Origin of the sequence: Rhizobium leguminosarum (genome assembly GCF_002953715.1) — a bacterium.
GTDB lineage: Bacteria > Pseudomonadota > Alphaproteobacteria > Rhizobiales > Rhizobiaceae > Rhizobium > Rhizobium leguminosarum_V.
In genome coordinates, this window is record NZ_CP025012.1 from 59,864 (window position 1) to 84,286 (window position 24,423).

Genomic DNA, 24,423 nt, shown 5'->3' on the forward strand with positions numbered 1-24,423 from the left:
CAGCAGGAGCTTGATCAGGCGGGATAGATGCCGAGGAAGTGCTGCAGATATTCCGAAAGGATCATCGATGGCACGAGCAGCACCAGTGTCAGCGCCCCGACCATCAGCGCGTGACCGTGGCAGATCATCCGGAGGATGCGCGCCAGCACGAAGACCTGCGCCAGCATGAAGGCGAGCAGCAGCAGCGAGACGAGGCCGACGGAGCCGGGCAGGAAGAACACCAGCGCCAGCAGCAGCCCGTTGATATAGGAGAGCGGCACGCCGAGCCAGTTGACGCTGACGACGACCGGGGCGAAACGCTCGCCCATGCGGACGGCAAGCAGCAGCAGCCCGGCAAAGACCAGCGGCACGAACCAGTTGGCGACCTCGACGAGGCCGAGCCTCATATAGAAGGCAAAGTTGACATCGGCTTCCGGCGGCATCGACCGCAGGAAGGCCTGTCGCCACCAGAGCCAGGAAATACCCATCGGCGGCAGGCACCAGAGCATTGCCCAGAACGAACGGTTGACGCCGCGCTCGGACATATCGAGGTAGCGGAAGCCGCGCGGATCCAGCCGGATCAGCAGCCAGAGGCCGGCCAGGTAATATTGAACCTCCCTAAAGCCCGGCATTGGCGAACCAGCGGGCGATGAAGGTTTCGTAGATCGCCGTCAGTATCTCCAGATCGGCGACAGCGACGCGCTCGTCGACCATGTGCATCGTCTGGCCGACGAGACCGAACTCGACGACCGGGCAATAATCCTTGATGAATCGCGCATCCGATGTGCCGCCGGTGGTCGAAAGCCGCGGCGACTGGCCGGAAACGCTTTCGACGGCTGAAGACAGCGAAGCGATCAGCGCATTGTTGCGGGTCAGGAAGACATGGCTCGGCCGATCGGCCCAGACGATATCGTAGGCCACCGGTTCGCGGCCCGGCCGCAACGCGCCATCCCGGGCGGCGGCTTCCAGACGGCGCAGGATTTCGGCGCGCAGCGTCTCGACCGTCCAGCTGTCGTTGAAGCGGATGTTGAAGCTTGCCGATGCCTTGGCCGGAATGACGTTGGTCGCCGGATTGCCGACATCGACCGTGGTCACTTCGAGGTTCGACGGCTGGAAATCGTCGGTGCCGCCGTCAAATGGCGGGTTCATCAGCGCGTGGGTGAGTTGCAGCATGCCGCGCACCGGATTGTCGGCAAGATGCGGATAGGCGGCATGACCCTGGACGCCGTGAACGGTGATTTTACCCGACAGCGAGCCACGCCGGCCGATCTTGATCATGTCGCCGAGCCTGTCCGGATTGGTCGGCTCGCCGACGAGGCAGGCATCCCAGCTTTCGCCGCGTTCGGCCGCCCATTGCAGCAGCTTGATCGTGCCGTTGATCGCCGGCCCTTCCTCGTCGCCGGTGATCAGGAAGGAAATCGAGCCCTTGGGCTGCCCGTTTTTCTCGATATGGCGGGCGACGGCGGCGACGAAACAGGCAATACCGCCCTTCATGTCGACGGCGCCGCGGCCGAAAAGCTCGCCCTTGGAAATCTCGGCGGCAAACGGCGGATGCGTCCAGGCGGCTTCGTCGCCGACCGGCACGACATCGGTATGGCCGGCAAACATCAGATGCGGGCCATCCTTGCCGAGGCGGGCATAGAGGTTTTCGATGTCAGGTGTTCCCTCTTCGCTCGCCTTCACTCTGTCGACCATAAAGCCGAGCGGCGCAAGCATTGCCTCCAGCGCCGACAGTGCGCCGCCTTCGGCGGGCGTCACGGACGGGCAGCGAATCAGTGTCTGGAGATTGGCGACGGGGTCGGTAGCGGTCATGGCGGTCGAACTATCCGGCGGGAATGGCAAAGACATGGCAAGGCGGGGCCGCCTCGCGTAAAAAGACGCCGTCTGTTTACCGGATCAACGTCCCGGTGTCATCAATCTCTGAGCAGCTCGTTGATGCCGGTCTTCGAGCGGGTCTTCTCATCGACGCGCTTGACGATGACGGCGCAGTAGAGATGCGGCGCCGGCTGGCCGTTGCCCATCGTCGCATTGCCCGACGGCATCGAGCCGGCGACGACGACGGAATAGGGCGGCACTTCGCCGTAGGTCACCTCGCCGGTGGCGCGGTCGACGATCTTGGTCGACTTGCCGATATAGACGCCCATGCCGAGCACCGAGCCTTCGCGGATGATGCAGCCTTCGACCACCTCGGAACGGGCGCCGATGAAGCAATTGTCCTCAATGATCGTCGGGCCGGCCTGCATCGGTTCCAAGACGCCGCCGATGCCGACGCCGCCGGAGAGATGCACATGCTTGCCGATCTGCGCGCAGGAGCCGACCGTTGCCCAGGTATCGACCATCGTGCCTTCGCCGACATAGGCGCCGAGATTGACGAAGGAGGGCATCAGGATCGCGTTCGGGGCGATATAGGCCGAGCGGCGCACGACGCAGTTCGGCACAGCGCGGAAGCCGGCGGCGCGGAAGTGGTTCTCGCCCCAGTTTTCGAATTTCGAAGGAACCTTGTCCCACCAGGTCGAGTTGCCCGAGCCGCCCTTCACCACATCCATGTCGTTGAGGCGGAAGGACAAGAGCACGGCCTTCTTCAGCCATTGATTGACCGTCCAGGCACCGTCGGCGGAGCGTTCGGCGACGCGGACCTGGCCGGCATCGAGCAGATCGAGTGCTGATTCGACCGCATCGCGAACCTCGCCCTTCGTCGACGTGTTCACATTGTCGCGATTGTCGAAGGCGGCTTCGATGATCTTTTCGAGGGATGCGAGGTCGGTGGCGCTCATGAGAATTCCTTAAACTTCGATCTTTATCGTGGAGACGGGGTGTCTCCGGAAGTGCGGTTGGCGGGGTTTACCCTGCTCTACAGCATGAAGCCGTAGAACGGAATGATTTTTCCGACAAGATGATACCTGGATTCAAGGCGTTGTAGCGACATATCCGGCTTCGTAGCCGGCAATACCGAAAGGCATTTCGACATGGCGAAGGGACGAAACGGCGGTTCGCGGCGCAAGGATGGCGTATGGGACCCGCTGAAGAGCAGCTCGACCGACAGGCAGCGCGCCGAAGCCGTGCCGAAGACACCGCAGACGATGTCGCCTGCCTACCGCCTTGCCTATGTCGACGAGGATTTCCTCTGCCGCGAGGAGCTGCGGCCGATCCGCCTGCAGCTGGAACTGATGAAGCCGGAGATGATGCTGACCGAACGCGGCATCAAGTCGACCGTCGTCATGTTCGGCGGCGCCCGTATTCCCGCCCCCGGCCAGAGCGCCTGGGCAGCCCGCAACGATATCCAGCGCGTCAACCTGGAGGCGGCCTCCGTCTATTATGATGAGGCGCGAAAATTTGCCCGGCTCTGCTCGAAATATTCTGCCACCTTCAATTTCCACGAATATGTCATCGTCACCGGCGGCGGCCCCGGCGTGATGGAGGCGGGCAATCGCGGCGCGGCCGACGAGGGCGCCCCTTCGATCGGCCTCAACATCGTGCTGCCGCACGAGCAGGCGCCGAACGCCTATGTGACGCCGGAACTCAGCTTCAACTTCCATTATTTCGCCATCCGCAAGATGCATTTCATGGTGCGCGCCAAGGCGATCGCCGTCTTTCCCGGCGGCTTCGGAACGCTCGACGAATTCTTCGAATGCCTGACGCTGATCCAGACCGGCCGCATGGAGCGCCTGCCGCTGATCCTTTTCGGGGAGGCGTTCTGGCGGAGCATCATCAATTTCGACGCATTGGCGGAATTCGGCACGATTGCGCCCGACGACGTCAAGCTGATCAGCTTCGTCGATACGGCCGAAGCCGCATGGAAAATCGTCCAGGATTTCTACGAACCCCGCGAATAGGCGCTTCGCAGGGACCCGCTGCGGAGCCTCTCCCCGCCGAGGCGGGGAAAGGCAAGGGCAAGTCGTCGTCCGGCCTTAGAGCATGATGCCGAAAAGTGTGAGCGGTTTTCGGACGACATCATGCTCTCACTCTTTAATTTAGAACAGGATTCAGATTTTAGGCCGATCCGGCCAAAAATCTTGTTCTAGAGCAGCGGCCGGTCCGGCATGTCGTCGATCGAGATGACGCCGTCCTTGTTGCTGTCCATCCGGGTGAACAGCTTATCGAAGGCGGCTGTGGCTTCCTGTTTGGAAATCTGGCCGTTCTGGTCGGTGTCGACCCGACGCATCATGATCGAGGCACGCATGATGTTGCCGCCATGGTGCATCCAGCGATGTCCGTCACGACCGTCGTGGCCGTCGCGCGGCCGTCCCTGGTCATTGTTGTCTGCGATCTCGGGTGTAGCGGCCGCGGCATTCGCATCCTTGTTTTCGCCAGCCTCCTGCTTGCGCTGATCTCGCATCGCCTGCATCTGCGTTTTCCGGTACTCACGGATTTCGCCCGGTGTCAGCGAACCGTCCTTATTGGTGTCGATCGCGGCGAAGATCTTGTCGATGCCGGCGGTGGCCTCATCCTTGGAGACCTTTCCGTCCTTGTTCGCGTCGAATTGCTTGAGCATGCGGACATAGGTGATTTCGCGGAAGGCGGCAGCCCCCGGACCGTGCATGCCGGGGTGCTGGCGCGGCCCGTCACCGGGTGCGGCAAAACCTGTCCCGGCGGTTGCGCCGAAGATGAGGGTAGAGGAAAGCGCGGCCAGTATCAGCTTGTTGCGGTACATCGTGTTTGCCTTTCGTAAGGTGTCCCCTCACGAAAGAAGATATGGCCGCAGCCCCGGAAGACCCAATTAAACATCGGTAAGCTGAGTGAAAACTTGGTAATCTAATGCATGTCGCCCAAAACTGTGCAGCGGTTCTGGGACTACGACATGCATCAAATAAAGACCTAAAGCCGTCAGCCGGCAACCCTGCCGAGGCCGATAATCTTGCGGAGAAAAGCGGCGAGATCGTCGGTGACGAAATCGATATGATCCTCCTCGCCGCTGGTCTTTTCCCACCATTCGACGACCGTCTCTTCCAGATTGCGCGGCACGAGCAGCACCGTCTGCATGCCGAGCGCCTTTGGCACCGTCAGGTTGCGCGGCAGATCCTCGAACATGGCCGCCTTGGTGGTTTCGACCCGCTTCAGCGCCATGAACTTGTCGTAGGTCGCCTGCGCCGGCTTCGGCACATAGTCGGCGGCAACGATATCGAAGATGTCGTCGAAATGCTCGAGAATGCCGAGCGCCTCCGCCGTCATTTCGGCATGCTTGACGCTGCCATTGGTGAAGATGAATTTGCGCCCCGGCAGCGCCTTGATCGCCTCGCCGAGTTCCGGCTGCGGCGTCAGCGCCGTGTAGTCGATCGCATGTGCCTTTTCGAGGAAGTCGTTCGGGTCGATGCCGTGATGGATCATCAGGCCCTGCAGCGTCGTGCCATGCTCGAGGTAATATTGCTTCTGCAGCTTGCGCGCCTCTTCCCGCTCCATCTGCAGGAGTGCCGCGACATAGGCGGTCATGTTCTTGTCGATCTGAGCGAAGAGATTGACATGATGCGGATAGAGCGTGTTGTCGAGGTCGAAGACCCAGTCTGTGACGTGCTCGAAATCGGTTTTATCAGGCGTGCGGTCGATCTTGGTCATGGCGGTCTTATGGCACGGCTTATCCGCCAAGGAAATCGACAAGAAAGAATAGACGCCCGATTTTCGGCGGACGGCGCAGGTGCACGGTGCTAGAAAGTGGTCATGCTTTTCGAACGCCCCGATGATGATACGCTCTATGATGCCCTGATCGCGCGCAGCGCCGATTATGAGGGTCAGGCCTATGTCTGCGTGAAGACGACAGGCATCTTCTGTCGTCTGACCTGCCCGGCGCGCAAGCCGAAGCGGGAAAATACCATCTTTTTCGACACGATCGCCGCCTGCATGCATTCCGGCTTCCGCCCATGCCAGCGTTGCAGGCCGCTCGAGCAGCCGGGCAGGGAACCGATCGTCGATGAGCTGCTTGCTGCACTGGACCGCGAGCCGCAGCTGCGCTGGACCGAAGATGAACTCGTGCGCCGAGGCCACGATCCCTCGACCGTGCGTCGCGCCTTCAAGCGGGCGCTCGGCATGACCTTCCACGATATCGTCCGCTATATCAGGCTGGGTGAAGCGGCCCGGCAACTGGCCGATGGCGCGCGCGTCATCGATGCGCAGCTTGAGGCGGGATATGAATCTCCAAGTGGTTTCCGGACGGCTTTTCAGCGGCTCGTCGGCAAAGCGCCGGCGCTCTCGCAGAACCGTGAACTTCTCTTTGCCGGCTGGTTCGAGACGCCGCTCGGACCGATGGTGGCCGTTGCCGACCAGACGCATCTCCACCTTCTCGAATTCCACGATCGCAAGGCACTCCCGACCGAGCTCGAGGCGCTGCAGAAGCGCGTCCGCTCCTCGGTTGCGATCGGCCGCACGCCGGCGATCGACCAGATCGAGGCGGAGATCCGGGATTATTTCGAAGGGCGGCTGACAGTCTTCAAGACGCCGTTGGCCCTTGGCGGCACGCCCTTCGAAAAGCACGTCTGGGCAAAGCTCATGGATATCCCAGCCGGCCAGACGCGCGCCTATGGCGATCTTGCAAGGGAGATGGAAAGGCCGGAGGTCGTGCGTGCCGTCGGCCGCGCCAACGGCGCCAACCAGTTGGCCATCATCGTGCCCTGCCATCGCATCCTCGGCGCGGATGGTTCGCTGACCGGCTATGGCGGCGGGCTCTGGCGCAAGCAATGGCTGCTGCGGCATGAAGAGAAGATCAGCACGCAAGCAAAGATGGAGGAGACAGCATGAACCAGAACGAAAAGGCCGAGGCATTCGGCGCATTGCACCGCAAGGGCGACCCGGTTGTTCTCTACAATATCTGGGATGCCGGGACGGCGAAGGCGGTTGCCGATGCCGGCGCCAAGGCACTTGCCACTGGAAGCTGGTCGGTCGCCGCTGCCCATGGTTATGCCGACGGCGAGAAGCTGCCGATGTCGGTGCTGGTCGAGACGGCGAAATCCATCACCGCTGTCGTCGATCTGCCGCTTTCAGTCGATTTCGAAGGCGCCTATTCGGCCGAGCCCGAGGGCGCGGCGGCCAACGTTGCCAAGCTGGTGGAGGCCGGCGCCGTCGGCATCAATTTCGAGGATCAGGTGGTCGGCGGTGGCGGGCTTTATCCGGCCGAGAGGCAGGCGGCCCGCATCCGTGCCATTCGCGCCATGGCGGAAGGCAAGGGCATTCCCTTCTTCATCAATGCCCGCACCGATCTCTTCCTGGCCGAGAGCGATCTTTCCAAACATGCCGGACTGGTGGACGAGGCGATCGAGCGAGGCAAGGCCTATGCGGCCGCCGGCGGCAGCGGCTTCTTCGTTCCCGGCTTGATCGATCCCGCCTTGATCGAGAAGATCTGCGCGGCATCGTCGCTGCCGGTCAACATCATGATGCGGACAGGCGCCCCTGACGTGAAGACGCTCGCCAAGCTCGGCGTCGGCCGCGTCAGTTATGGTCCGGGGCCTTACCGGTCGATGATGGAAAAGTTGAAACAGGAGGCGGCGGCGATTTATAGCCTGCTCTGACGTCGAATGCCCGAGGGCCGCAGGTCTGGTGCGAAAGGCTGCGGCCCGGAATGACATCCCGTTCCGCTCAGGAACGGAAGCGCAGATTCCGCCGGCTGAGCTGGCTGACCGAGGTGCAGCCCATCAGCTTCATGCCGCGCTCGATCTCGGTGCGCATCGTCTCCAGCGCCCGTTCGACGCCGGGCTGTCCGGCAGCGGCAAGCGGGAAGAGATAGTAGCGCCCGAGCCCGACGGCCTTCGCCCCCAGCGACAGCGCTTTAAGAACATGCGTTCCCCGCTGCACGCCGCCATCCATCATCACGTCGATCCGGTCGCCCACGGCGTCGACGATCTCGGCCAGCTGGTCGAATGCGCTGCGCGAGCCGTCGAGCTGGCGCCCGCCATGATTGGAAAGCACGATGCCGCTGCAGCCGATCTCGGCCGCGCGCTTGGCGTCTTCGACCGACATGATGCCCTTCAGGCAGAATGGCCCGCCCCATTCGCGCACCATCTCCGCCACGTCGTCCCACGACATCGAGGGGTCCAGCATCTCGGTGAAGTATCGGCTGATCGACAACGCGCCGCCATCCATCTTGACGTGGTTTTCGAGCTGCGGCAGCCGGAAGCGCTCATGCGTCAGCCAGTCGATCGCCCAGGAAGGCTTGATCGCGAACTGGGTCATGCCCGCAAGATTGAGCTTGAAGGGAATGGCAAAGCCGGTGCGCTTGTCGCGCTCGCGGTTGCCGCCGGTGATGCTGTCGACCGTCAGCATCATCGCCTGCACGCCGGCATTTTTCGCTCGTGCCATCATCTCGCGGTTGAGGCCGCGGTCCTTGTGGAAATAGAACTGATAGACCTGCGGCCCGTTGCTGATCTTTCTGGCTTCCTCCAGGCTGATCGTGCCGAGCGAGGAGACGCCGAACATCGTGCCGTGTTTTGCCGCCGCCGCCGCGACCGCCCGCTCCCCCTGGTGGTGAAAAAGGCGCTGCAACGCTGTCGGTGAGCAATAGACCGGCATTGCGAGCTTCTGCCCCATGACGGTCACCGACATGTCGACCTCGGCCACACCGCGCAAAACGTCGGGCACCAGATCGCAAGCCTCGAAGGCCGCCGTATTGCGCCGGTACGTCACCTCGTCATCGGCACCGCCGTCGATATAGTCGAATATCGGCCCGGGAAGACGCCGTTTGGCCATGCGCCGGAAATCGTGAAAATTATAGCAGTCTGTCAGGCGCATTTTTTCCTCGATACCTGTTCCCGTGTCAGGAAGATCCGCCCTTCGCAAGTGAAGGGCGCAGCCTCGTTCAGGGAACGATCAGCGTTCCGACGCCGTGCTCGGTGAAGATCTCGAGCAGCACGGAATGGGCGGTCTTGCCGTTCAGGATGACGACGCCCTGTACGCCGGCCTTGATCGCATCGATGCAGGTCTCGACCTTCGGGATCATGCCGCCCGAAATCGTGCCGTCGGCAATCAGCGCATGCGCTTCGGCGACGGAAAGCTCCTTGAGAAGCTGGCCGTTCTTGTCGAGCACGCCCGGCACATCGGTGAGGAACAGCAGACGGGTGGCGTTCAGCGCGCCGGCAATGGCGCCGGCGAAGGTATCGGCATTGATATTGTAGGTGGCGCCGTCACGGCCAGGCGCCACGGGCGCGATGACCGGGATCATCTCGGAGCGGGCGAGCAGATCGAGCAGCGTCCGGTCGACCTCGACCACCTCGCCGACGAAGCCGAGATCGAGCACGCGCTCGATGTTCGAATCCGGATCCTTGACGGTCTTGCGCGCCTTTTCGGCGAAGACCATGTTGCCGTCCTTGCCGCAAAGGCCGATCGCCCATTCGCCGGTCTGATTGATGAGGGCGACGATTTCCTTGTTGATCGAGCCGGCGAGCACCATCTCGACGATCTCGACCGTCTTCTGGTCGGTGACGCGAAGCCCGCCCTCGAATTTCGATTCGATGCCCATCTTGCTCAGCATGGCGCCGATCTGCGGGCCGCCGCCATGAACGACGATCGGGTTGACGCCCGATTGCTTCAAAAGGGCGATGTCGCTGGCAAAGGCCTTGCCGAGCTCGGGATTGCCCATGGCATGGCCGCCATATTTCACGACAATCGTCTTGTTCTCGTAACGCTGCATGAAGGGCAGTGCCTTGGCCAGAAGCCGTGCCTGCATTTCGCTTTCGGTTTCGTGCATGGGAACCCCGCAGAATTGTTCGCGGCCTTTTATCGCAAGTTTCTGACAGAGGGAATAATCCAGAGGGCAATAGTTTTTCGTATCTGGCGCGGAGCCGGACGCCGTTACCGTCTGGCGCACGCAAGCTTGAGATGAGGAACGGCATGCAAGGCGATGACATCGCAGACCTGATCGGCCGCGTCGCAGTCGGCGACCGCAGGGCTTTCGTGGCCCTCTACAATCAGACCGGACCGAAACTTTTCTCGATCTGCCTGCGTATCTTGAAGGATCGCACGGAAGCCGAAGAGGCCCTGCAGGAAGTCTATATCAGCATCTGGCAGCGCGCTCGCAGCTTCTCCGTCACCTCGGGTTCGTCATCGGCATGGCTTGCCGCGATTGCCCGCAACCGGTCGATCGATGCGCTGCGGGCGCGCAAGCCGGTCGCCGACGAATTGGACACGGTCTATGATCTTGCCGATGCCGGGCCCGACCCGGAAATGCAGACGGCGACGAAGGATGAAGGAAGGCGGATTGACACCTGCATGGAAGAGTTGGAAGCTGATCGTGCGGTCGCGGTGAAACGGGCTTATGTCGAAGGGCTGAGCTACCAGGAACTGGCCGATCAGTTTGGTGTCCCGCTGAACACGATGCGGACCTGGCTCAGGCGCAGCCTCTTGAAACTGAGAGAGTGCATGGAACGATGACATCGCCCGACAAAAGCAAGGGAGACCGCTCCCGCGACGAGGTTCTCGCCGGCGAATATGTGCTTGGCGTCCTGTCGCTGCAGGATCGCCGGGTGGTGGAAGAGCGCATGCGCCACGATCGGCCCTTCGCTGCGATCGTCAGCCGTTGGGAAACCAACCTCTCCTCCTTCAATGACGAGTATGAAGCCGCCGCTCCGAACCGGGAAACCTTCAAGCAGATCGAGGCGCGGCTTTTCGGCGATGGTCAAAAGCCCGCATCCTTTTCGCAAGGGCTCTGGAATTCCGCCGTTTTCTGGCGCTCGCTGAGCTTTGCTTGCATCGTCGTCGCTGTCAGCGCCGTCATCTTCGCCTCCGGCGTGGTGCCGGAGCCGCAGGGACCGGCACCACTGGTGGCCTCGCTTTCGGGCCAGAACAGCACCATCAATCTTCTCGCCTCCTATGAGCTGCAGAGCGGCCGGCTGAAGATCGTGCCGGTCGCCGCCGGCAAGCCGGAGGAGAAGTCGCTGGAACTCTGGCTGGTACCGGGCAGCGGTATGACGAGATCGCTCGGCGTCTTCCAGCCGGGCGAAAGCGGTGAACTTGTCATTCCCGCCGAATTGCGCAGCCAAGTCGCCGATGGCGCAACACTTGCCGTCAGCCTCGAACCCTTCGGAGGTTCGCCGACCGGCCAGGCGACCGGTCCGGTGATCGCAAGCGGCCCCCTGCATCGACCATAATCGCACCGACCATAATGGTGCCGGCCATAATCGTGCCGGCGCAAATCAAATTTCTCCTGTCTGAAACTCTTCGGCGCGGCCCTCCGTAGTTCGAATTGTCCGGACGACGCTCAGGCATCAAGCCCCGCGGATGGTGTCCGGTGAGGAGAAAATCATGATCAAGTCCGTATCGCGCGGCGTCGCGCTCGCCATAGCCATGTCCGCCGTCGCCTTTGCTGCCGCCAAGAACCCGGTGGTCGGCGGTGCTGCGATGTTCGATAGCAAGAACATCATCGAGAACGCCGTGAATTCCAAGGATCACACGACGCTGGTCGCCGCCGTCAAGGCTGCCGGCCTGGTCGGCACGCTCGAAGGCAAGGGCCCCTTCACCGTCTTTGCGCCGACCAACGAAGCCTTTGCCGCACTGCCGAAGGGCACCGTCGATACGCTGCTGAAGCCGGAAAACAAGGCGACGCTCACCAAGGTTCTGACCTGCCACGTCGTTGCCGCCGATGCGATGGCCAAGACCGTTGCCAAGATGATCAAGGATGACGGCGGCGAGCACGACATCAAGACCGTCGGCGGCTGCGTGCTGAAAGCCAAGGAGAGCATGGGCAAGATCACGCTGACCGATGAAAACGGCGGCGTCTCCCATGTGACGATTGCCGACGTCAAGCAGTCGAACGGCGTCATCCACGTCGTCGACAAGGTGCTGCTGCCGAAGATGTAAGCCCGCTCGTATCGCCAGACGCATTGGGGCGCTCCTAGAGCAATTCCAGGAAAAGTGCAGAGCGGTTTTCCGTCCGGAATTGCGCAAAAACAAAAGGTTAGAGCGGTTCTGCGCTTCCATAAAAAGCTGAACCGCTCTAAGGGCGCCCCAAACACAAATCGATGAGGTGGCTAGCGCATAAACCCCGAAAATCGGAATCGATTTTCGGAAAGGATTACGCGCAGATTCAAAGTGATAGAGCGTCCTTAGCGCGTCTGAAAAGACGCGCAGCGCTCTATCGGGCCGCTTCAACTCTCGGGAAGACGAGGGAGACACTCATGCCGGTGTCAGGGGACGAGCTGACTTCAACCTCGGCGCGGGCATTCTGTTTCAGCGACTGTACGATCATCGCGCTCAGCTTTCCCGGCTGCGGCCAGGTCACATCCTTGGGAAGACCGACCCCGTTATCAGCAACGGTGATCCTGCACCCGGTATCGCTGACGACACAGCGGAGCGTGATCTCGCCGCCATCACGCCCCACGAAGGCATGCTTCAGTGTATTGGTGAGGAGTTCGTTGATGACGAGGCCGGCCGGCATGGCGACGTCGACCGAAACCGGCCAGGTATCGACCTTCATGTCCAGCCGGATCCCTTCCACGGCGTGGGCCGCCATCACCGAGGCGGCAATCTGGCTGACATAGGTGCCAAGATCGACTGTTGCGCCTTTCTCTTCGTCCGACAGCGAGCGATAGAGCAGGGCCAAGGCCTCAATCCGCCCGGCAAGCCGTGCAAACCTCTCGCTTTCCTCATTCTGTTGAGCATTGCGCGCCTCCATTCGGATGAGCGCCGTGATCATCTGAAGATTGTTCTTCACGCGATGCTGAAGTTCCCGCAGAAGGACATCTTTCTCCGTCAGCAATTCGCTGAAGCTCTCAGCGGCCGTCGCCTCATTGCGGGCAGCAAAGGCCACCAATCGGAAAAGCGGCGTGTCATCGTCGTCGACGATCGTATTCGACCAGACATCGATAATGACGGTGCTCTCGGCTTCGGCCACCAGCGAGAAGGCACCAACATACTCCTCCGCAGAGGTCACAGCGGCTGTGAGCGGCACCTCTCCGGAGACGGCGGTGGAGTTCAATCTAATTTCCAGCCAGGGTTTTCCCTGGACCTCGGTTGCCTCAAGCGCCGTCAGCCGTTCGAATTCGAGATTGACATAAACCAGCGGCTCGTCGCCACCGAGTTCGGAGACAGCCACCGCGAATGGCACATGATCGAGAAAGTGCCGAAACCGGTCATCATCAAGGGCTTCGGCAAGATGGGGCAAGTTGCCGACGCCTTCGGGCGAAATCGGCTGGTCTTTGCTATCGGTCATCAAATATTACTCTTGGACGCGGCTGCTCCCACACAGCAGGAGAACTAGGGTTGCTTTGCGGGGACGCAAGCGTTGATCGGCGGCACGTCCATCGATTGCCGGCCACAGGGTGATTTAAGCCCGGTCATAGGTAAATGACGTCAGCAGGGTCGTGACGAAATTGCTCGCCCTTTCCTTGACCAGGACTTCCGTCCATTCATCAGTCCCGCGCAGCCGCAAATCCGTGTAAATACTGTCGACGGCCGCTTCTTCGATACGCTTGATATGGGTCCTGAACGACGCTTCGCCGCCGCCGTGATACATGTCTCTGATCACCATGCGCAGGATCTCCTGAATGGCGATCTGCCAGGCCGTATTGATCGATTGAAGTTCGTTCGCAGTCTCTGCCATTGACGCTTCCTTGGTGCGAGTGAATGCCAGCACGCCTTCGGCCATGCTGCAGCGCGCGATCTGCAAGCCCGTCATTTCAGACGCGGTTTAAATCTCGAGCCTTGTCGATCGGGTTGTGATCTCAGCGGGCCCTGGCGCGTTTGGCAATGAGGGCAGAGGTTGCCGACACCCGGTCACTCTGTTCCCTGGCAAGCCGGGCCTCCCGAAGCCGCAACGTCTTTGCCTGTTGCGATTGGGCGTCGGATTCGAGCTCTTCGGCCGCCTGGTTCTTCGCGAAGAACTGGGTCTGGACGTTGCCGAAGGCAATCTGCGCCCGCTGGCGAGATTTGCTGTGTGTCTCAGTCATGTTGGCTCCGATATTGGAGGGCTCGACGCGCGAGCGAAAACCAAAAAGGCCAGGCAAATCGCCTGGCCTTGGATTGATAACGTGCTTCCGGCAGTGCCAGTACATCCGTGGTCAAAGGGAAGCAGATACCGATTTAAGCGTTCTGGAGATTGCAAGCGGACATCTTGCCCGACTTGTTGTCACGCTCGAGGTCGAAGCCGATCTTCTGGCCTTCGACGAGGTCGCGCATGCCGGCGCGCTCGACGGCGGAGATGTGAACGAAGGCGTCATCGCCGCCATTATCAGGCTGAATGAAGCCGAAGCCTTTGGTGGAATTGAACCATTTAACTGTGCCAGTGGCCATGATGATGAACCCTTTCATAGCAATATTGAAGAACCGCAACGCCAAGGCGATGCGGATGGTGATAGCGATTTTTGAAAGGAAGTTCGTTCAGAGCGCGGTGCCAATCGCGCGATAACCAAGCCAGCAAGCAAAATTCGATGATCGCTATCTAGCTCATCAAAGCCGCGCCGTCAACCTTTAGTTTTCAATTAGCGGCATATTCAACTTTGGGATGTCGTAGAGGCCTTTACACCAGACAGGTCGCCGCGTCGGGGACGGGGCGCCCTCTACTTCCAGCGGGCGATGCCGAGAGTTTCGGCAATCGCCTGGCGCAGTTCGTCCAGCCCATCGCCCTTTTCGGACGAGGTGGACAGCACGCCGGGATAGGCGGCCGGGCGCTTGCGGATCTTTTCCGCCGTTTCCGCAAGCAGTTTCGGCACACCCGCGGCCTTAATCTTGTCGGTCTTGGTCAGCACGATCTGGTAGGAGACCGCGGCCTTGTCGAGCAGATCAAGCACGTCATCGTCGTTCTTCTTGATGCCGTGGCGGCTGTCGATCAGCACATAGACGCGCTTCAGCGTCGCGCGGCCGCGCAGATAATCGAAAACGAGCTTGGTCCACTTGTCGACCTGCTCCTTCGGTGCCTGCGCATAACCATAGCCCGGCATGTCGACGATCGCCGTTGGCGGCAGGTCGCCGCCTTCGCCGGAATAACCGTCCGGCACGAAATAATTGAGTTCCTGCGTGCGTCCCGGCGTGTTCGAGGTGCGCGCCAGGCCCTTCTGGCCGACCAGCGCATTGATCAGCGACGACTTTCCGACATTCGAGCGACCGGCAAAGGCCACTTCCAACGGCCCTTCCGGCGGCAGGAAGTTCAGGGACGGTACGCCGCGGATGAAGATCCATGGGTGGCCGAAGAGCGGCTTTTCGGTTTCGGGCATGCGGGCTCTGCAATCTCTGGGTTGGGTCTTTTACCGGGCTTCGTGGTTTTGCGGGCGGATGTCAAGCTTCGAGGCCGTTTGCAGCCTATTGCTTTGCCTCCTTCTTCCGCTGCCGGAAAAGAAAAGCCCCGCCGGAGCGGGGCTTGGCAAGTATCATTTGGACGGCGCCGTTTTTCGTCGGAACAGGCCCTTTAGATTGTCGAAGAGCTCGACCTTGACGCCGTGGCGCTTCATGATCACCGACTGCTGCGCCACCGAGAGCGTGTTGTTCCAGGCCCAGTAGATGACCAGGCCGGCCGGGAAGCTTGCCAGCATGAACATGAACACCAGCGGCATCCAGGTGAAGATCATCGCCTGCGTCGGATCGGGCGGCGTCGGGTTCATGCGCATCTGCAGGAACATGGTGATGCCCATGATCAGCGGCCAGACGCCGAGATGCAGAATGGTCGGCGCCTCGAAGGGCAGCAGGCCGAACAGATTGACGATCGTCGTCGGATCGGGCGCCGAAAGGTCCTTGATCCAGCCGAAGAACGGCGCGTGCCGCATTTCGATGGTGATGTAGATCACCTTGTAGAGCGAGAAGAAGATCGGGATCTGCAGCGCCACCGGCCAGCAGCCGGCGATCGGATTGATCTTCTCTTCCTTGTAGAGCTGCATCGTCGCCTGCTGCAGCCCCATGCGGTCGTCGGCGAATTTCGCCTTCAGCTCCTCCATCTTCGGCTGCATGCGCTTCATGTTCGCCATCGAAGCGTACTGCTTGCTGGCGAGCGGGAAGAACAGAGCCTTGACGACGATGGTCGTGCACAGGATCGCCACGCCGAAATTGCCGAAGTAGCGGAAGAAGAAGTCCATCAGCTTGAACATCGGCTTGGTGATGAAATAGAACCAGCCCCAGTCGATCAGCCGGTCGAACTTCGGGATCGAGTAGCTGGCCTCATAACCGTCGATGACGGGCACTTCCTTGGCGCCGGCGAAGACGAGGTTCTTGAGTTCGATCGATTGGCCAGGCGCAACGGTGAAGGCATCTTCCTTGTAGTCGGCCTGATAGCGCGGCTGACCATCGGCAAAATGCGAGAAGCTTGCCTCATAGGGAGCACTCTGCGGTGGAACGATCGTCGCGGCCCAGTATTTGTCGGTAATGCCGAGCCAGCCACCGGTGGATTTGGCCGGCTTGACGGCTTCCTTTTCGGCGGCGCTATATTTGGTTTCGACGAGTCCGTCATCGCCGATGACGCCGATGAAGCCTTCATGCAGCACGTAGACGGAGGGCGTCGTCGGCTTGTTGTAGCGCGTCACGCGGCCGTAAGAATTGAGCGCGGCGGGCGCCTGGCCGGTATTGGTGATCTTGTCGGCGACAGTGAACATGTAGCGTTCGTCGACGGAGATGGTGCGGGTGAACGTCAGGCCCTTGTCGTTGGTATAGGAGAGCGTCACCGGCGTCTTTTCGGTGAGCTTGGCGCCCTCCGGAGCCGTCCAGAGCGTCGAGGGACCGGGAACGCTGCCCGTCGCGTCACTACCGATATAGCCGAGTTCGGTGAAGTAACCGTCCTTGGTTTCCGCCGGGCTGAACAGCGTGATGATCGGGCTCGAGTCGTCGACGGTCTCGTGGTAGCCCTTGAGCTTCAGGTCGTCGAGGCGGGCGCCGGCAAGGTTGATTGAGCCGGAGAGGGCAGCAGTGTCGATGACGACGCGCGGGCTCTTTGCCAGCGCCTGCTCGAGCGTCGCTGTTGCGGCCGCCTGGCTGGTAGGTGCCGCACCGCTCGGCTGGGCCGGCGTCTCGCCGCCTGCTGCCGGCTGCTGCACCTGCTCGGTCTGCTGCTGCGCCTTCTGGGCTTCCTGCACCTTGCGCTGGGCCTCGATGCGCGGATTCATATAGAGAAATTGCCAGCCGAGGACGATCAGCACCGAGAGAGCGATCGCAATGAAGTAATTGCGGTTGTTTTCCATCATACGTTCCTGGGGCGTCCGTCTCCGGAGCGCCGGTGTTTCGGCCTGGTTTCCACGCGGGATTTCAGTTCCGCGGCCAATTCCTGGAAGGACGCGTCAAGCACGTCCCTGCGCGCGACAACCACATAGTCGTGTCCGGGCTGCATTGCAAACCCCGCATGAAGCCGCACCGCCTCTTTCAGGCGGCGGCGCATGCGGTTCCGTTCGACCGCGTTGCCATGTTTTTTGGTGACTGTAAAACCGACGCGTGCCTGGCTGTCGGGTTCCTTCCGGTCGAGGACTTCGAGAAGGAAGAGGCCGCCCCGGCGTTTTTCGCCCTCGCGCGCGGCAAGAAACTGCGGGCGGCTCTTCAGCCGCCCGACAGTGTGTTTCTTTTCACTGGTCGTCAATTCGCCCGCCATCTCTTACCGGGCAACCCGGCCTTACGCCGACAGACGATTGCGGCCCTGCGCGCGGCGGGCTGCGATGACCTTGCGGCCACCCTTCGTGGACATGCGCGCACGGAAACCGTGGCGACGCTTGCGAACAAGCTTGGATGGTTGGTAGGTACGCTTCATTTATTTTAAACACCGCGGAGTGCGGCCCTTCTTGAATTTGCATAATGCAAGGAGCGTTGTTTTTCGAACGGGCGGGCCATGAAAGGCTTGAGTGACCGAACGTGCGCGGGCTTATAAGGTTGAAGCCCGTAAAAGTCAATTATGCCGGATCATTTCACTCTGCACTGCCGGCCTCGAAAGTAATTTCGCACTCTGGTGTTAATAAATGAGGACTGCCCTGAGTGGTTGTAGATTTGCGCCGAGGCAGATCGATCGCCCCGGTTTTCAGGCGTTTACGCCGCCCAACCGTATGCGGCATGGATCAATTCCGAAGCCATAATCGTAAATATTAGAAATCTAACTTTAATAAATTTCGCCGATATTCAAGCATCGACTGGGAAATTTGCTTTCCAGGCAGTGGCGTAGCTAGGAGGCATTGCATTGAAGATCCGGGGCAAAATTAATCTGCTGGTTTGCGTGATGGGCGCGGTCGCACTTCTGATCGGCGCAACGGCATTGTCCGCCATGCACGAATACAGTCGCAACCTGACGGCTTACGAGCATGCCGCAGCCCGCGCCTATGCCGGCGAGCGGCTCAACCGTTTCGTCACGGCGGTGGTCATGGAATCGCGCGGCATCTATGCCGCCAAAACGATCAAGGATACGCCGAACTTCGCCAAGGGTCTGATGGCCGACCTCGACGAGATCGACAAGGTCATCTCGGGCTGGGCGCCGCTCGTTCCCGAGGATGAGAAGGCCGATTTTGCCAAGCTTGTCGCCCGCGCCGCGGAATTCCGCACCTTCCGCACGGAAACTGCCCGCCTCGGCACGGAAGTCGGCCCCGAAGCCGCCGGCCAACAAGGCAACAATGACGCCAACCGCGCCAACCGCAAGGCGTTCCAGGCGGAAATCGATGCCGTCGTCGCCACCGACAAGGCAGCGCTGGAAACCGTCAATGCCGAGATCGAGAGCTTCCGCACTCAGGTGCTGATGCTTGTGCTCAGCATCACCGGCATCGGCATCGCGGTCGGCATCGGCATGGGCTTCTATATCGGCACCAGCCATCTCAGCCGCCCGATCAAGCGTGTCACCCATGCGATCAAGGAAGTCGCCGACGGCAATTTCGACGCCGAGGTCCCCTTTGCCGGCCGTCCGGACGAAATCGGCGAGATGGCCGCAGCGGTTGCGGTCTTCAAAGCGAACGGCCTCGCCATCAAGCGCTTGAACGCCCAGGAGGCGGCGATGCGCGCCAAGAGCGACGACTTGCAGTCGAGCATGTCCGTCGTCGTGGCCGCGGCTGCGGCCGGCGATTTCAGCCATCGCATCAGCAAGGACTACGAGGACGATAACCTCAACCAGTTTGCCGGCAACATCAACACGCTGCTGTCGAGCGTCGATGCCGGCATCGGCGAGACCCGCCGCGTCGTCGCAAGCCTTGCCGAAGGCGACCTCACCCAGACGATGAGCGGCAACTTCCAGGGCGCCTTCGCCGAGCTGCAGCAGAACGTCAACAATACCTTCGTCACCCTGCAGGCGACGATGCGCGAAGTGCGCGAGACGACGGAAGCGATGAACGGCAACACCGCCGAGTTGCGCAATGCCAGCGATGACCTGTCGAAGCGCACCGAGCAGCAGGCGGCCGCCCTCGAAGAGACCTCGGCGGCGCTCGACGAGATCACCGCCGTCGTCCAGAATTCCACCGAGCGGGCGCATGAAGCCACCATCATGGTGTCCGAAGCCAAGGAGAATGCCGGCCGCTCCGGCGTCGTCGTGCGCAATGCCGTCGAGGCCATGGGCCGCATCGAGCAGGCCTCGCGCGAAATCAGCCAGATCATCAACGTCATCGATGAGATCGCCTTCCAGACCAACTTGCTGGCGCTGAATGCCGGCGTCGAGGCGGCACGCGCCGGCGATGCCGGAAAGGGCTTCGCGGTGGTGGCGCAGGAAGTGCGGGAATTGGCCCAACGTTCGGCAACGGCTGCCAAGGACATCAAGGCGCTGATCACCAAGTCGGGCAACGAGGTGCAGGTTGGCGTCAAGCTGGTGCAGGCAACCGGCGAAGCGCTGGCCGAAATCGGCACCCGCGTTATCGCCATCAACGACCATATCCATTCGATCGCGACGGCTGCGACCGAACAGTCGACCGGCCTCAAGGAGGTCAATACCGCCGTCAACCAGATGGACCAGGTGACACAGCAGAATGCTGCGATGGTGGAAGAGACCTCCGCCGCCACGCACAGGCTTTCGGCCGAAGCCGGTGGGCTGGTCCGCCTCATTGCCCGCTTCAAACTGTCGGATGATGCGCCGGCACCTGTGGCGCTTGTCCGCAACGAGCCGCAAAGACCGGTTGCCTCGCCCGCCCGCCGGGCGATCGCAAAGGTCGCCCGCGCCTTTGGCGGTAATGCGGCCGCAGCCGAGCAGAGCTGGGAAGAGTTCTGATCTGTATAGATAGAACGCACCTTGAAACGCCGCCTCCGGGCGGCGTTTCTTTGTTGACAGCCTCACTCTCTACTCGGCGTCATCCTCGGCCCAGGAGATTGCCGACACCAGCCCCTCATCCGGCTGCCGCCACCTTCTCCCCGCAGGCGGGGAGAAGGGACATGCCGCGCCCTCTCCGTTCCCACTCGCTCTCGCATGGCACGTCCCCTCTCCCCGTTTTTTACCGGGAGAGGGTTAGGGTGAGGGGCAGCCATTAGCGCGAGCCGCCTCCGGGCGGCGTTTTCTTGTGGCGACACGACGCTGCTCGCAAAGATTTGAAAGCGGAGCGTATTGGTCTAATATAGAGCTCAACGGTAAGGGCGGCTGACGTGCTGCCGATCGGGCGAGACCAGAATGCCGAACCAAGATCAGGGCGATAATCCCTCGGCGGAAAACCCGGCGGCCGGCGAGGCTGCGAGGGCGCCGTGCGCGCCTGCCGGCCTGTTCGGCGGCCTTTCCGGCAAGCTGCTCTGGCTCACCGTCGTCTTTATCATGCTCGCCGAAATCCTGATCTTCTTCCCCTCGGTCGCCAGCATGCGTGTGCGCTGGCTGCAGGACAGGCTGAATACGGCCGCTGCCGCCGCCATCGTCATCGATGGGCTGCAACCGGTCGAGCTGCCGCGCGCACTGCAGAAAGAGACGCTGGAAGCGACCGGCACCAAGGCGATCGTGCTGCGCAAGGACGGCACCTCGCGGCTGCTGGCGACGACCGATATGCCGACCTCCGTCGACGAATCCTACGATCTCACCGACGTGCCGCCGGTAACGGCAATCCGCGATGCGCTGGACACGCTGGTTTTCGGCGGTGGCAGGATGATCCGCGTCTACGGTCCCGTCGGCGACACCAATACCGGCGTCGAGGTGGTGATGAAGGACAGGCCGCTGCGCAGGGCGATGTTCGTCTATTCCCGCAATGTCCTGTTGCTGTCGGTGCTGATCTCGCTTTTCACGGCGACGCTGATCTTCTTTGCGATCAACCGCATCCTCATCGGCCCGATCCGCCGGCTGACCGGCAGCATGCAGCAATTTTCCTCCGATCCCGACAACCCGGCCCATATCTATATCGGCGACGGCGGCCGCGACGAACTGGCCGTCGCCGGCCGAAACCTCACCTCGATGCAGATGGAGCTGCAGAAGACGCTGAAGCAGCAGAAGAACCTGGCAGCGCTCGGCCTCGCCGTTTCCAAGATCAATCACGACATGCGCAATATCCTGGCGTCGGCGCAGCTGATGTCGGACCGGCTGGTCGATGTCGATGATCCGATGGTCAAGAGCTTCGCGCCGAAGCTCTTGCGCACCATCGACCGCGCCGTCGGTTATACCACCGAGGTGCTGTCCTACGGCAAGGCGAGCGAATCCGCGCCGCGCCGCCGCCACATCCGCCTTTTGGAACTGACCCAGGACGTCAAGGACATGCTGGCGATCGATCCGCTAAGCGGCATCGAATTCGCAGAGCAGATCGGCGCCGAGCTTGAGGTCGATGCCGATGGCGAACAGCTTTTCCGCGTCATCCACAATCTCTGCCGCAACGCGCTGCAGGCGCTGACGTCGCCGGGTGAGGGCGGCCCGGGTTCCGTCAGGCGCATCACCGTCTCCGCCCAGCGCGTCGGCAGCGTCGTCAGCATCACGGTGGACGATACCGGCCCCGGCATGCCGCTGAAGGCGCGCCAGAACCTCTTTGCCGCCTTCCGCGGCTCCGCCCGTTCCGGCGGCACCGGCCTCGGCCTCACCATCGCCCGCGAGCTGGTACTCGCCCATGGCGGCACGATCGCGCTGGTGGAAAAACCGACGGTCGGCACGCAGTTCCGCATCGAGATCCCCGATCGCCCGGTTTCGCTGGAGGATTACCGCAGCCGGCCGCACATCGAGAAGTGACGTGATTTCCGAAGGCGCGGCTGCTGGCAGACAAACACGCGATTTTTTCAGAAATGCTCTTGCATTGTCCCGAAGGACGTTTTAGAGGATCGCCACGCAAGCGGTACCGCCGCATTTTGCACGCACCCGTAGCTCAGCTGGATAGAGCACCAGACTACGAATCTGGGGGTCAGGAGTTCGAATCTCTTCGGGTGCGCCATTCTTCCCAATTACTTAGCCCAGAGCCGCAGGCTCACAGTATGATCGGGCGCGCACGGGCGGCATCATGTGCCAGAGCCCCCGGCCTCATTCCTTGATGGGGATTCCGGCTTCGATCGCAGCGTCGATGAACGCCTGCCGCGCCTCTTCCCGGTTCCGTTTTCCCGACATCACATCCGCGCAAACCGCACAGGCCCTATCCAGGGCGGGGCCCTCTTCGGTCGGCCAGTCCTCAACCAGCGCCCATGTTGCGGCCTGGGTCGTCTGGATCACCACCCACTGATCCGGGCCTTCGAGGGCAAGCGTTACCGGCTTCTTCCAAATGGTTTGCATGATCTCAGGATCTCCGCTGCGTGCTCTCTGTAGGCTGCTCACATAGCGCGGTTGATCCGGCGTGGCGAGGTGAGGGGATGAACGAGATGCTTTTCTGAAGCAGCGAACTGCTGGGATGTGCCTTTCGAAAAGGGTCTGGCCACCGAAGGGGCCCGCGCCGAGCCTGTCGCTCGACCAGATCGTGGCAGGATACCTGCGTCATATTTCCGTCGGGTCGAAGATCACGAGGTCGCGATGGAAATCAGAAATCCGCGCCATCCTCAGCACCTGACATTCCCGACAACATACCTGAGCTTCCGGAGGCGTTCGTAGGCACCCAGTCGTCAGGCAATCTATGCGCAGGCTCGTCGGGAAAACGTCTTGATCTTTCTTCCTTGACTCTTCGTTCCCGCCAAATGGGTCCGCCAACGTGCCATTCGGCTTCCTCCGCGGCAAAGTCGGCCGTCAATCTTTGTGGGATATGATACTCGGCATCCCACACAGCGATGGTCTCCATCATTTGGATCGCGGGATCCTCTACCGAAGTTTCATGGCTCGGTGTACCCCCCTGCCAAACCGTAACCTTCAACGTTCCGACCGGCCATTGCACGACCATCCTAGAAGGATTCTGCTCGGAAATAGGCGAGTGCCCGAGCTTCTTCCAGCTGCCAGCACGAAGCGCACGCCCAATTGAAGGGTACGCAACAACGACCAACGCCATGACTGGCGAACTCGTGATGTCATTCGCCGTCGCAATTTCTCGATCTCGACGCTGAAAGAACGCAATCACCTTGTCGCCAGTAACCTGCCCATAATAAATCCATCCCCTCTCGCCCGCGATTGCGTAGAGGGTTCCAGCTTTCATATCGGCTCTGGCCCCAGGTTCACGTTCGAACATGGTTGCAAAGTGGCCCGCACGACAAACGACGTCAATGGCGTCTTTTGGTCCCGGGGGAGCGCTGGGGCACTGGCTTGTGGGTGACCCCTAAAATAGCTGACCACAAGTCTCATCCGCACATGGCTGGTGACAAGCGGGATGCTGGTTTTACGCGCTTATACGACGCCTCCTAGAATTCCTGCACGAATTCGCACGCCAGCAAAGTTTTGCCCGGCAGGGCGTTGCCTTGGCGGGCAACGATGGAGACCTTTCCGGGGCCGGCCATTCCGGGTTCCGGCTGCAGATCTGCCGGCAGCTCGCGCGAATAGCCCTTGGTGGATGTGCCGAGCAGGTCCGAGGTCTCCGGCTTCAAACCGTATTTTGCGGCCAGATCGTCGGCGCGCTCGCCTTCGACCAAAATTCCAACCGCGTTGCTGGCAAAGAAAACCTCGGTCGACTTAAAGCCGTCGCGGTCTATCTGGTTCGGGAGTTTGTAGATCGCCGCACCCAAAGACGACGTGTCCGGCTTGGCCAAAGCTTCCACGACGTCATAGATCTTCATTGCCGATGTCATCGTATAGGGTGGCTTGCAAAGGGCTGCGTCAAAGAACTTGTCATTGGCCGAATCGGCCAGAACCTGTCCGGCATGAAATGTCGCAAAAGCGACGCATGCGGAGAAGGCGGCGTGGCGAATGAATTTGGCGTTGTGCATGGAATAGTCCTGAGAAAGTGGCTGTAGTGGATTCGTGTGTTACGAGTTCGAATGCCTAGGGGATTCGAAGTAATCATACTACCCCAAGTTTAATCTCTCAGCTCCACTCTTCTCTTCCGTCTGGCCGTGCTCATGGGTAGGATGAGTGGCATCGGGCTTGCAGACGGAGATCGCAGCGCCGATCCAGAGGCAGGAGAGCCAATGATCGCAGCCTATATCGATGAAATCATCATGTTTTGCGCCGGCCTGTGGATGGCGTCCGTCGGCTTTGGTTATCTGCCGTTTCCCGGCAATCCGACCAACCGGCCGCCGGTGGTGCGCCACTTCAAGTGGATGGGTCCCTTGCTGCTCGCGATCGCCATCATTCTGGCGGCTGCCTCATAAGCC

At 61.1% G+C, this 24,423-nt stretch carries 27 protein-coding genes and 1 tRNA gene; 10 read left to right on the plus strand and 18 right to left on the minus strand.

Features of this window, described 5'->3' with window-relative positions:
- Positions 1–14: 14 nt before the first annotated feature.
- The 3 genes from CUJ84_RS00325 to dapD all read right to left on the minus strand — a co-directional run bounded on the left by CUJ84_RS00325 (position 15) and on the right by dapD (position 2,753).
- Positions 15–611 carry a hypothetical protein gene (locus CUJ84_RS00325; protein ID WP_027681968.1) on the minus strand — a complete coding sequence of 199 codons (597 nt, stop codon included), beginning with the start codon at positions 609–611 and terminating at the stop codon, positions 15–17.
- Positions 598–1,791, minus strand: a complete 1,194-nt coding sequence (dapE, locus tag CUJ84_RS00330; RefSeq protein WP_105004758.1) for a succinyl-diaminopimelate desuccinylase — start codon at positions 1,789–1,791, stop codon at positions 598–600. The genes CUJ84_RS00325 and dapE overlap by 14 nt, the downstream gene beginning before the upstream one ends.
- Positions 1,792–1,892: 101 nt before the next feature.
- The gene (gene dapD / locus CUJ84_RS00335) at positions 1,893–2,753 is read right to left on the minus strand and encodes a 2,3,4,5-tetrahydropyridine-2,6-dicarboxylate N-succinyltransferase (protein ID WP_105004759.1); all 861 of its coding nucleotides are present in this window, start codon (positions 2,751–2,753) and stop codon (positions 1,893–1,895) included.
- 192 nt (positions 2,754–2,945) lie between these two features.
- Between dapD and CUJ84_RS00340 the strand changes: the two genes are divergently transcribed.
- Positions 2,946–3,812, plus strand: coding sequence for an LOG family protein (locus CUJ84_RS00340; RefSeq protein ID WP_105004760.1), 867 nt, complete (start codon positions 2,946–2,948; stop codon positions 3,810–3,812).
- 185 nt (positions 3,813–3,997) lie between these two features.
- Here the strand turns inward: CUJ84_RS00340 and CUJ84_RS00345 are convergent, their stop codons facing one another.
- On the minus strand, positions 3,998–4,630 hold the full coding sequence (locus CUJ84_RS00345) for an EF-hand domain-containing protein (protein WP_105004761.1): 633 nt from the start codon (positions 4,628–4,630) through the stop codon (positions 3,998–4,000).
- Positions 4,631–4,803: 173 nt separating this feature from the next.
- Positions 4,804–5,529 (minus strand): pyrimidine 5'-nucleotidase, encoded by a 726-nt coding sequence (locus CUJ84_RS00350; RefSeq protein WP_105004762.1) that lies wholly within the window; start codon positions 5,527–5,529, stop codon positions 4,804–4,806.
- A gap of 102 nt (positions 5,530–5,631) precedes the next feature.
- Here CUJ84_RS00350 and CUJ84_RS00355 point away from each other — a divergent pair, with 102 nt between their 5' ends.
- On the plus strand, positions 5,632–6,705 hold the full coding sequence (locus CUJ84_RS00355; RefSeq protein ID WP_105004763.1) for a bifunctional transcriptional activator/DNA repair enzyme AdaA: 1,074 nt from the start codon (positions 5,632–5,634) through the stop codon (positions 6,703–6,705).
- Entirely contained in the window at positions 6,702–7,472 is a 771-nt protein-coding gene (locus CUJ84_RS00360) for an isocitrate lyase/PEP mutase family protein (RefSeq protein WP_105004764.1), read from the plus strand. Before CUJ84_RS00355 ends, CUJ84_RS00360 begins: the two co-directional genes overlap by 4 nt.
- 67 nt (positions 7,473–7,539) lie before the next feature.
- Here the strand turns inward: CUJ84_RS00360 and CUJ84_RS00365 are convergent, their stop codons facing one another.
- Positions 7,540–8,688 (minus strand): alpha-hydroxy acid oxidase, encoded by a 1,149-nt coding sequence (locus CUJ84_RS00365; protein ID WP_105004765.1) that lies wholly within the window; start codon positions 8,686–8,688, stop codon positions 7,540–7,542.
- Positions 8,689–8,755: 67 nt separating this feature from the next.
- Positions 8,756–9,643, minus strand: a complete 888-nt coding sequence (gene argB / locus CUJ84_RS00370) for an acetylglutamate kinase (RefSeq protein ID WP_105004766.1) — start codon at positions 9,641–9,643, stop codon at positions 8,756–8,758.
- 143 nt (positions 9,644–9,786) lie between these two features.
- Here argB and CUJ84_RS00375 point away from each other — a divergent pair, with 143 nt between their 5' ends.
- The 3 genes from CUJ84_RS00375 to CUJ84_RS00385 all read left to right on the plus strand — a co-directional run bounded on the left by CUJ84_RS00375 (position 9,787) and on the right by CUJ84_RS00385 (position 11,751).
- A complete protein-coding gene (locus tag CUJ84_RS00375) occupies positions 9,787–10,326 on the plus strand; it encodes a sigma-70 family RNA polymerase sigma factor (RefSeq protein WP_105004767.1) in 540 nt (179 codons plus the stop codon).
- A complete protein-coding gene (locus CUJ84_RS00380) occupies positions 10,323–11,042 on the plus strand; it encodes an anti-sigma factor (RefSeq protein WP_105004768.1) in 720 nt (239 codons plus the stop codon). The genes CUJ84_RS00375 and CUJ84_RS00380 overlap by 4 nt, the downstream gene beginning before the upstream one ends.
- 154 nt (positions 11,043–11,196) lie before the next feature.
- Positions 11,197–11,751 (plus strand): fasciclin domain-containing protein, encoded by a 555-nt coding sequence (locus CUJ84_RS00385; protein ID WP_105004769.1) that lies wholly within the window; start codon positions 11,197–11,199, stop codon positions 11,749–11,751.
- Between the two features lie 274 nt (positions 11,752–12,025).
- On the opposite strand, the gene CUJ84_RS00390 is transcribed toward CUJ84_RS00385, so the two are convergent.
- From CUJ84_RS00390 to rpmH, 8 genes are all read right to left on the minus strand, one after another.
- Positions 12,026–13,102 carry a sensor histidine kinase gene (locus tag CUJ84_RS00390; RefSeq protein ID WP_105004770.1) on the minus strand — a complete coding sequence of 359 codons (1,077 nt, stop codon included), beginning with the start codon at positions 13,100–13,102 and terminating at the stop codon, positions 12,026–12,028.
- 114 nt (positions 13,103–13,216) lie between these two features.
- Entirely contained in the window at positions 13,217–13,492 is a 276-nt protein-coding gene (locus CUJ84_RS00395; protein ID WP_024323874.1) for a hypothetical protein, read from the minus strand.
- Positions 13,493–13,613: 121 nt separating this feature from the next.
- Positions 13,614–13,838 (minus strand): hypothetical protein, encoded by a 225-nt coding sequence (locus CUJ84_RS00400; RefSeq protein WP_105008050.1) that lies wholly within the window; start codon positions 13,836–13,838, stop codon positions 13,614–13,616.
- A gap of 133 nt (positions 13,839–13,971) precedes the next feature.
- Complete coding sequence (locus CUJ84_RS00405) at positions 13,972–14,181, minus strand: cold-shock protein (protein ID WP_018244551.1); 210 nt, start codon at positions 14,179–14,181, stop codon at positions 13,972–13,974.
- A 266-nt stretch (positions 14,182–14,447) separates the two neighbouring features.
- Entirely contained in the window at positions 14,448–15,101 is a 654-nt protein-coding gene (yihA, locus tag CUJ84_RS00410) for a ribosome biogenesis GTP-binding protein YihA/YsxC (protein WP_105004771.1), read from the minus strand.
- A gap of 153 nt (positions 15,102–15,254) precedes the next feature.
- Positions 15,255–17,048: a membrane protein insertase YidC gene (gene yidC, locus CUJ84_RS00415; protein ID WP_105004772.1), complete on the minus strand. Its 1,794-nt coding sequence runs from the start codon at positions 17,046–17,048 to the stop codon at positions 15,255–15,257.
- Complete coding sequence (rnpA, locus tag CUJ84_RS00420; RefSeq protein WP_064245136.1) at positions 17,048–17,449, minus strand: ribonuclease P protein component; 402 nt, start codon at positions 17,447–17,449, stop codon at positions 17,048–17,050. Before rnpA ends, yidC begins: the two co-directional genes overlap by 1 nt.
- A gap of 21 nt (positions 17,450–17,470) precedes the next feature.
- On the minus strand, positions 17,471–17,605 hold the full coding sequence (rpmH, locus tag CUJ84_RS00425) for a 50S ribosomal protein L34 (protein ID WP_003545006.1): 135 nt from the start codon (positions 17,603–17,605) through the stop codon (positions 17,471–17,473).
- A 420-nt stretch (positions 17,606–18,025) separates the two neighbouring features.
- Here rpmH and CUJ84_RS00430 point away from each other — a divergent pair, with 420 nt between their 5' ends.
- The 3 genes from CUJ84_RS00430 (at position 18,026) to CUJ84_RS00445 (ending at position 22,136) form a co-directional block, all read left to right on the plus strand.
- Positions 18,026–20,023: a methyl-accepting chemotaxis protein gene (locus tag CUJ84_RS00430; RefSeq protein ID WP_105004773.1), complete on the plus strand. Its 1,998-nt coding sequence runs from the start codon at positions 18,026–18,028 to the stop codon at positions 20,021–20,023.
- A gap of 393 nt (positions 20,024–20,416) precedes the next feature.
- Complete coding sequence (locus tag CUJ84_RS00440) at positions 20,417–21,937, plus strand: ATP-binding protein (protein WP_105004774.1); 1,521 nt, start codon at positions 20,417–20,419, stop codon at positions 21,935–21,937.
- Positions 21,938–22,059: 122 nt separating this feature from the next.
- Positions 22,060–22,136, plus strand: a tRNA-Arg gene (locus CUJ84_RS00445).
- A gap of 86 nt (positions 22,137–22,222) precedes the next feature.
- Here the strand turns inward: CUJ84_RS00445 and CUJ84_RS00450 are convergent.
- From CUJ84_RS00450 to CUJ84_RS00460, 3 genes are all read right to left on the minus strand, one after another.
- Positions 22,223–22,468, minus strand: a complete 246-nt coding sequence (locus CUJ84_RS00450; protein WP_012755837.1) for a DUF982 domain-containing protein — start codon at positions 22,466–22,468, stop codon at positions 22,223–22,225.
- Between the two features lie 241 nt (positions 22,469–22,709).
- On the minus strand, positions 22,710–23,312 hold the full coding sequence (locus CUJ84_RS00455; protein WP_199788753.1) for a hypothetical protein: 603 nt from the start codon (positions 23,310–23,312) through the stop codon (positions 22,710–22,712).
- Positions 23,313–23,514: 202 nt separating this feature from the next.
- A complete protein-coding gene (locus tag CUJ84_RS00460; protein ID WP_105004776.1) occupies positions 23,515–24,036 on the minus strand; it encodes a hypothetical protein in 522 nt (173 codons plus the stop codon).
- A 201-nt stretch (positions 24,037–24,237) separates the two neighbouring features.
- Between CUJ84_RS00460 and CUJ84_RS00465 the strand changes: the two genes are divergently transcribed.
- Positions 24,238–24,420, plus strand: coding sequence for a hypothetical protein (locus CUJ84_RS00465; RefSeq protein ID WP_105004777.1), 183 nt, complete (start codon positions 24,238–24,240; stop codon positions 24,418–24,420).
- The last annotated feature ends 3 nt before the right edge of the window (positions 24,421–24,423 follow it).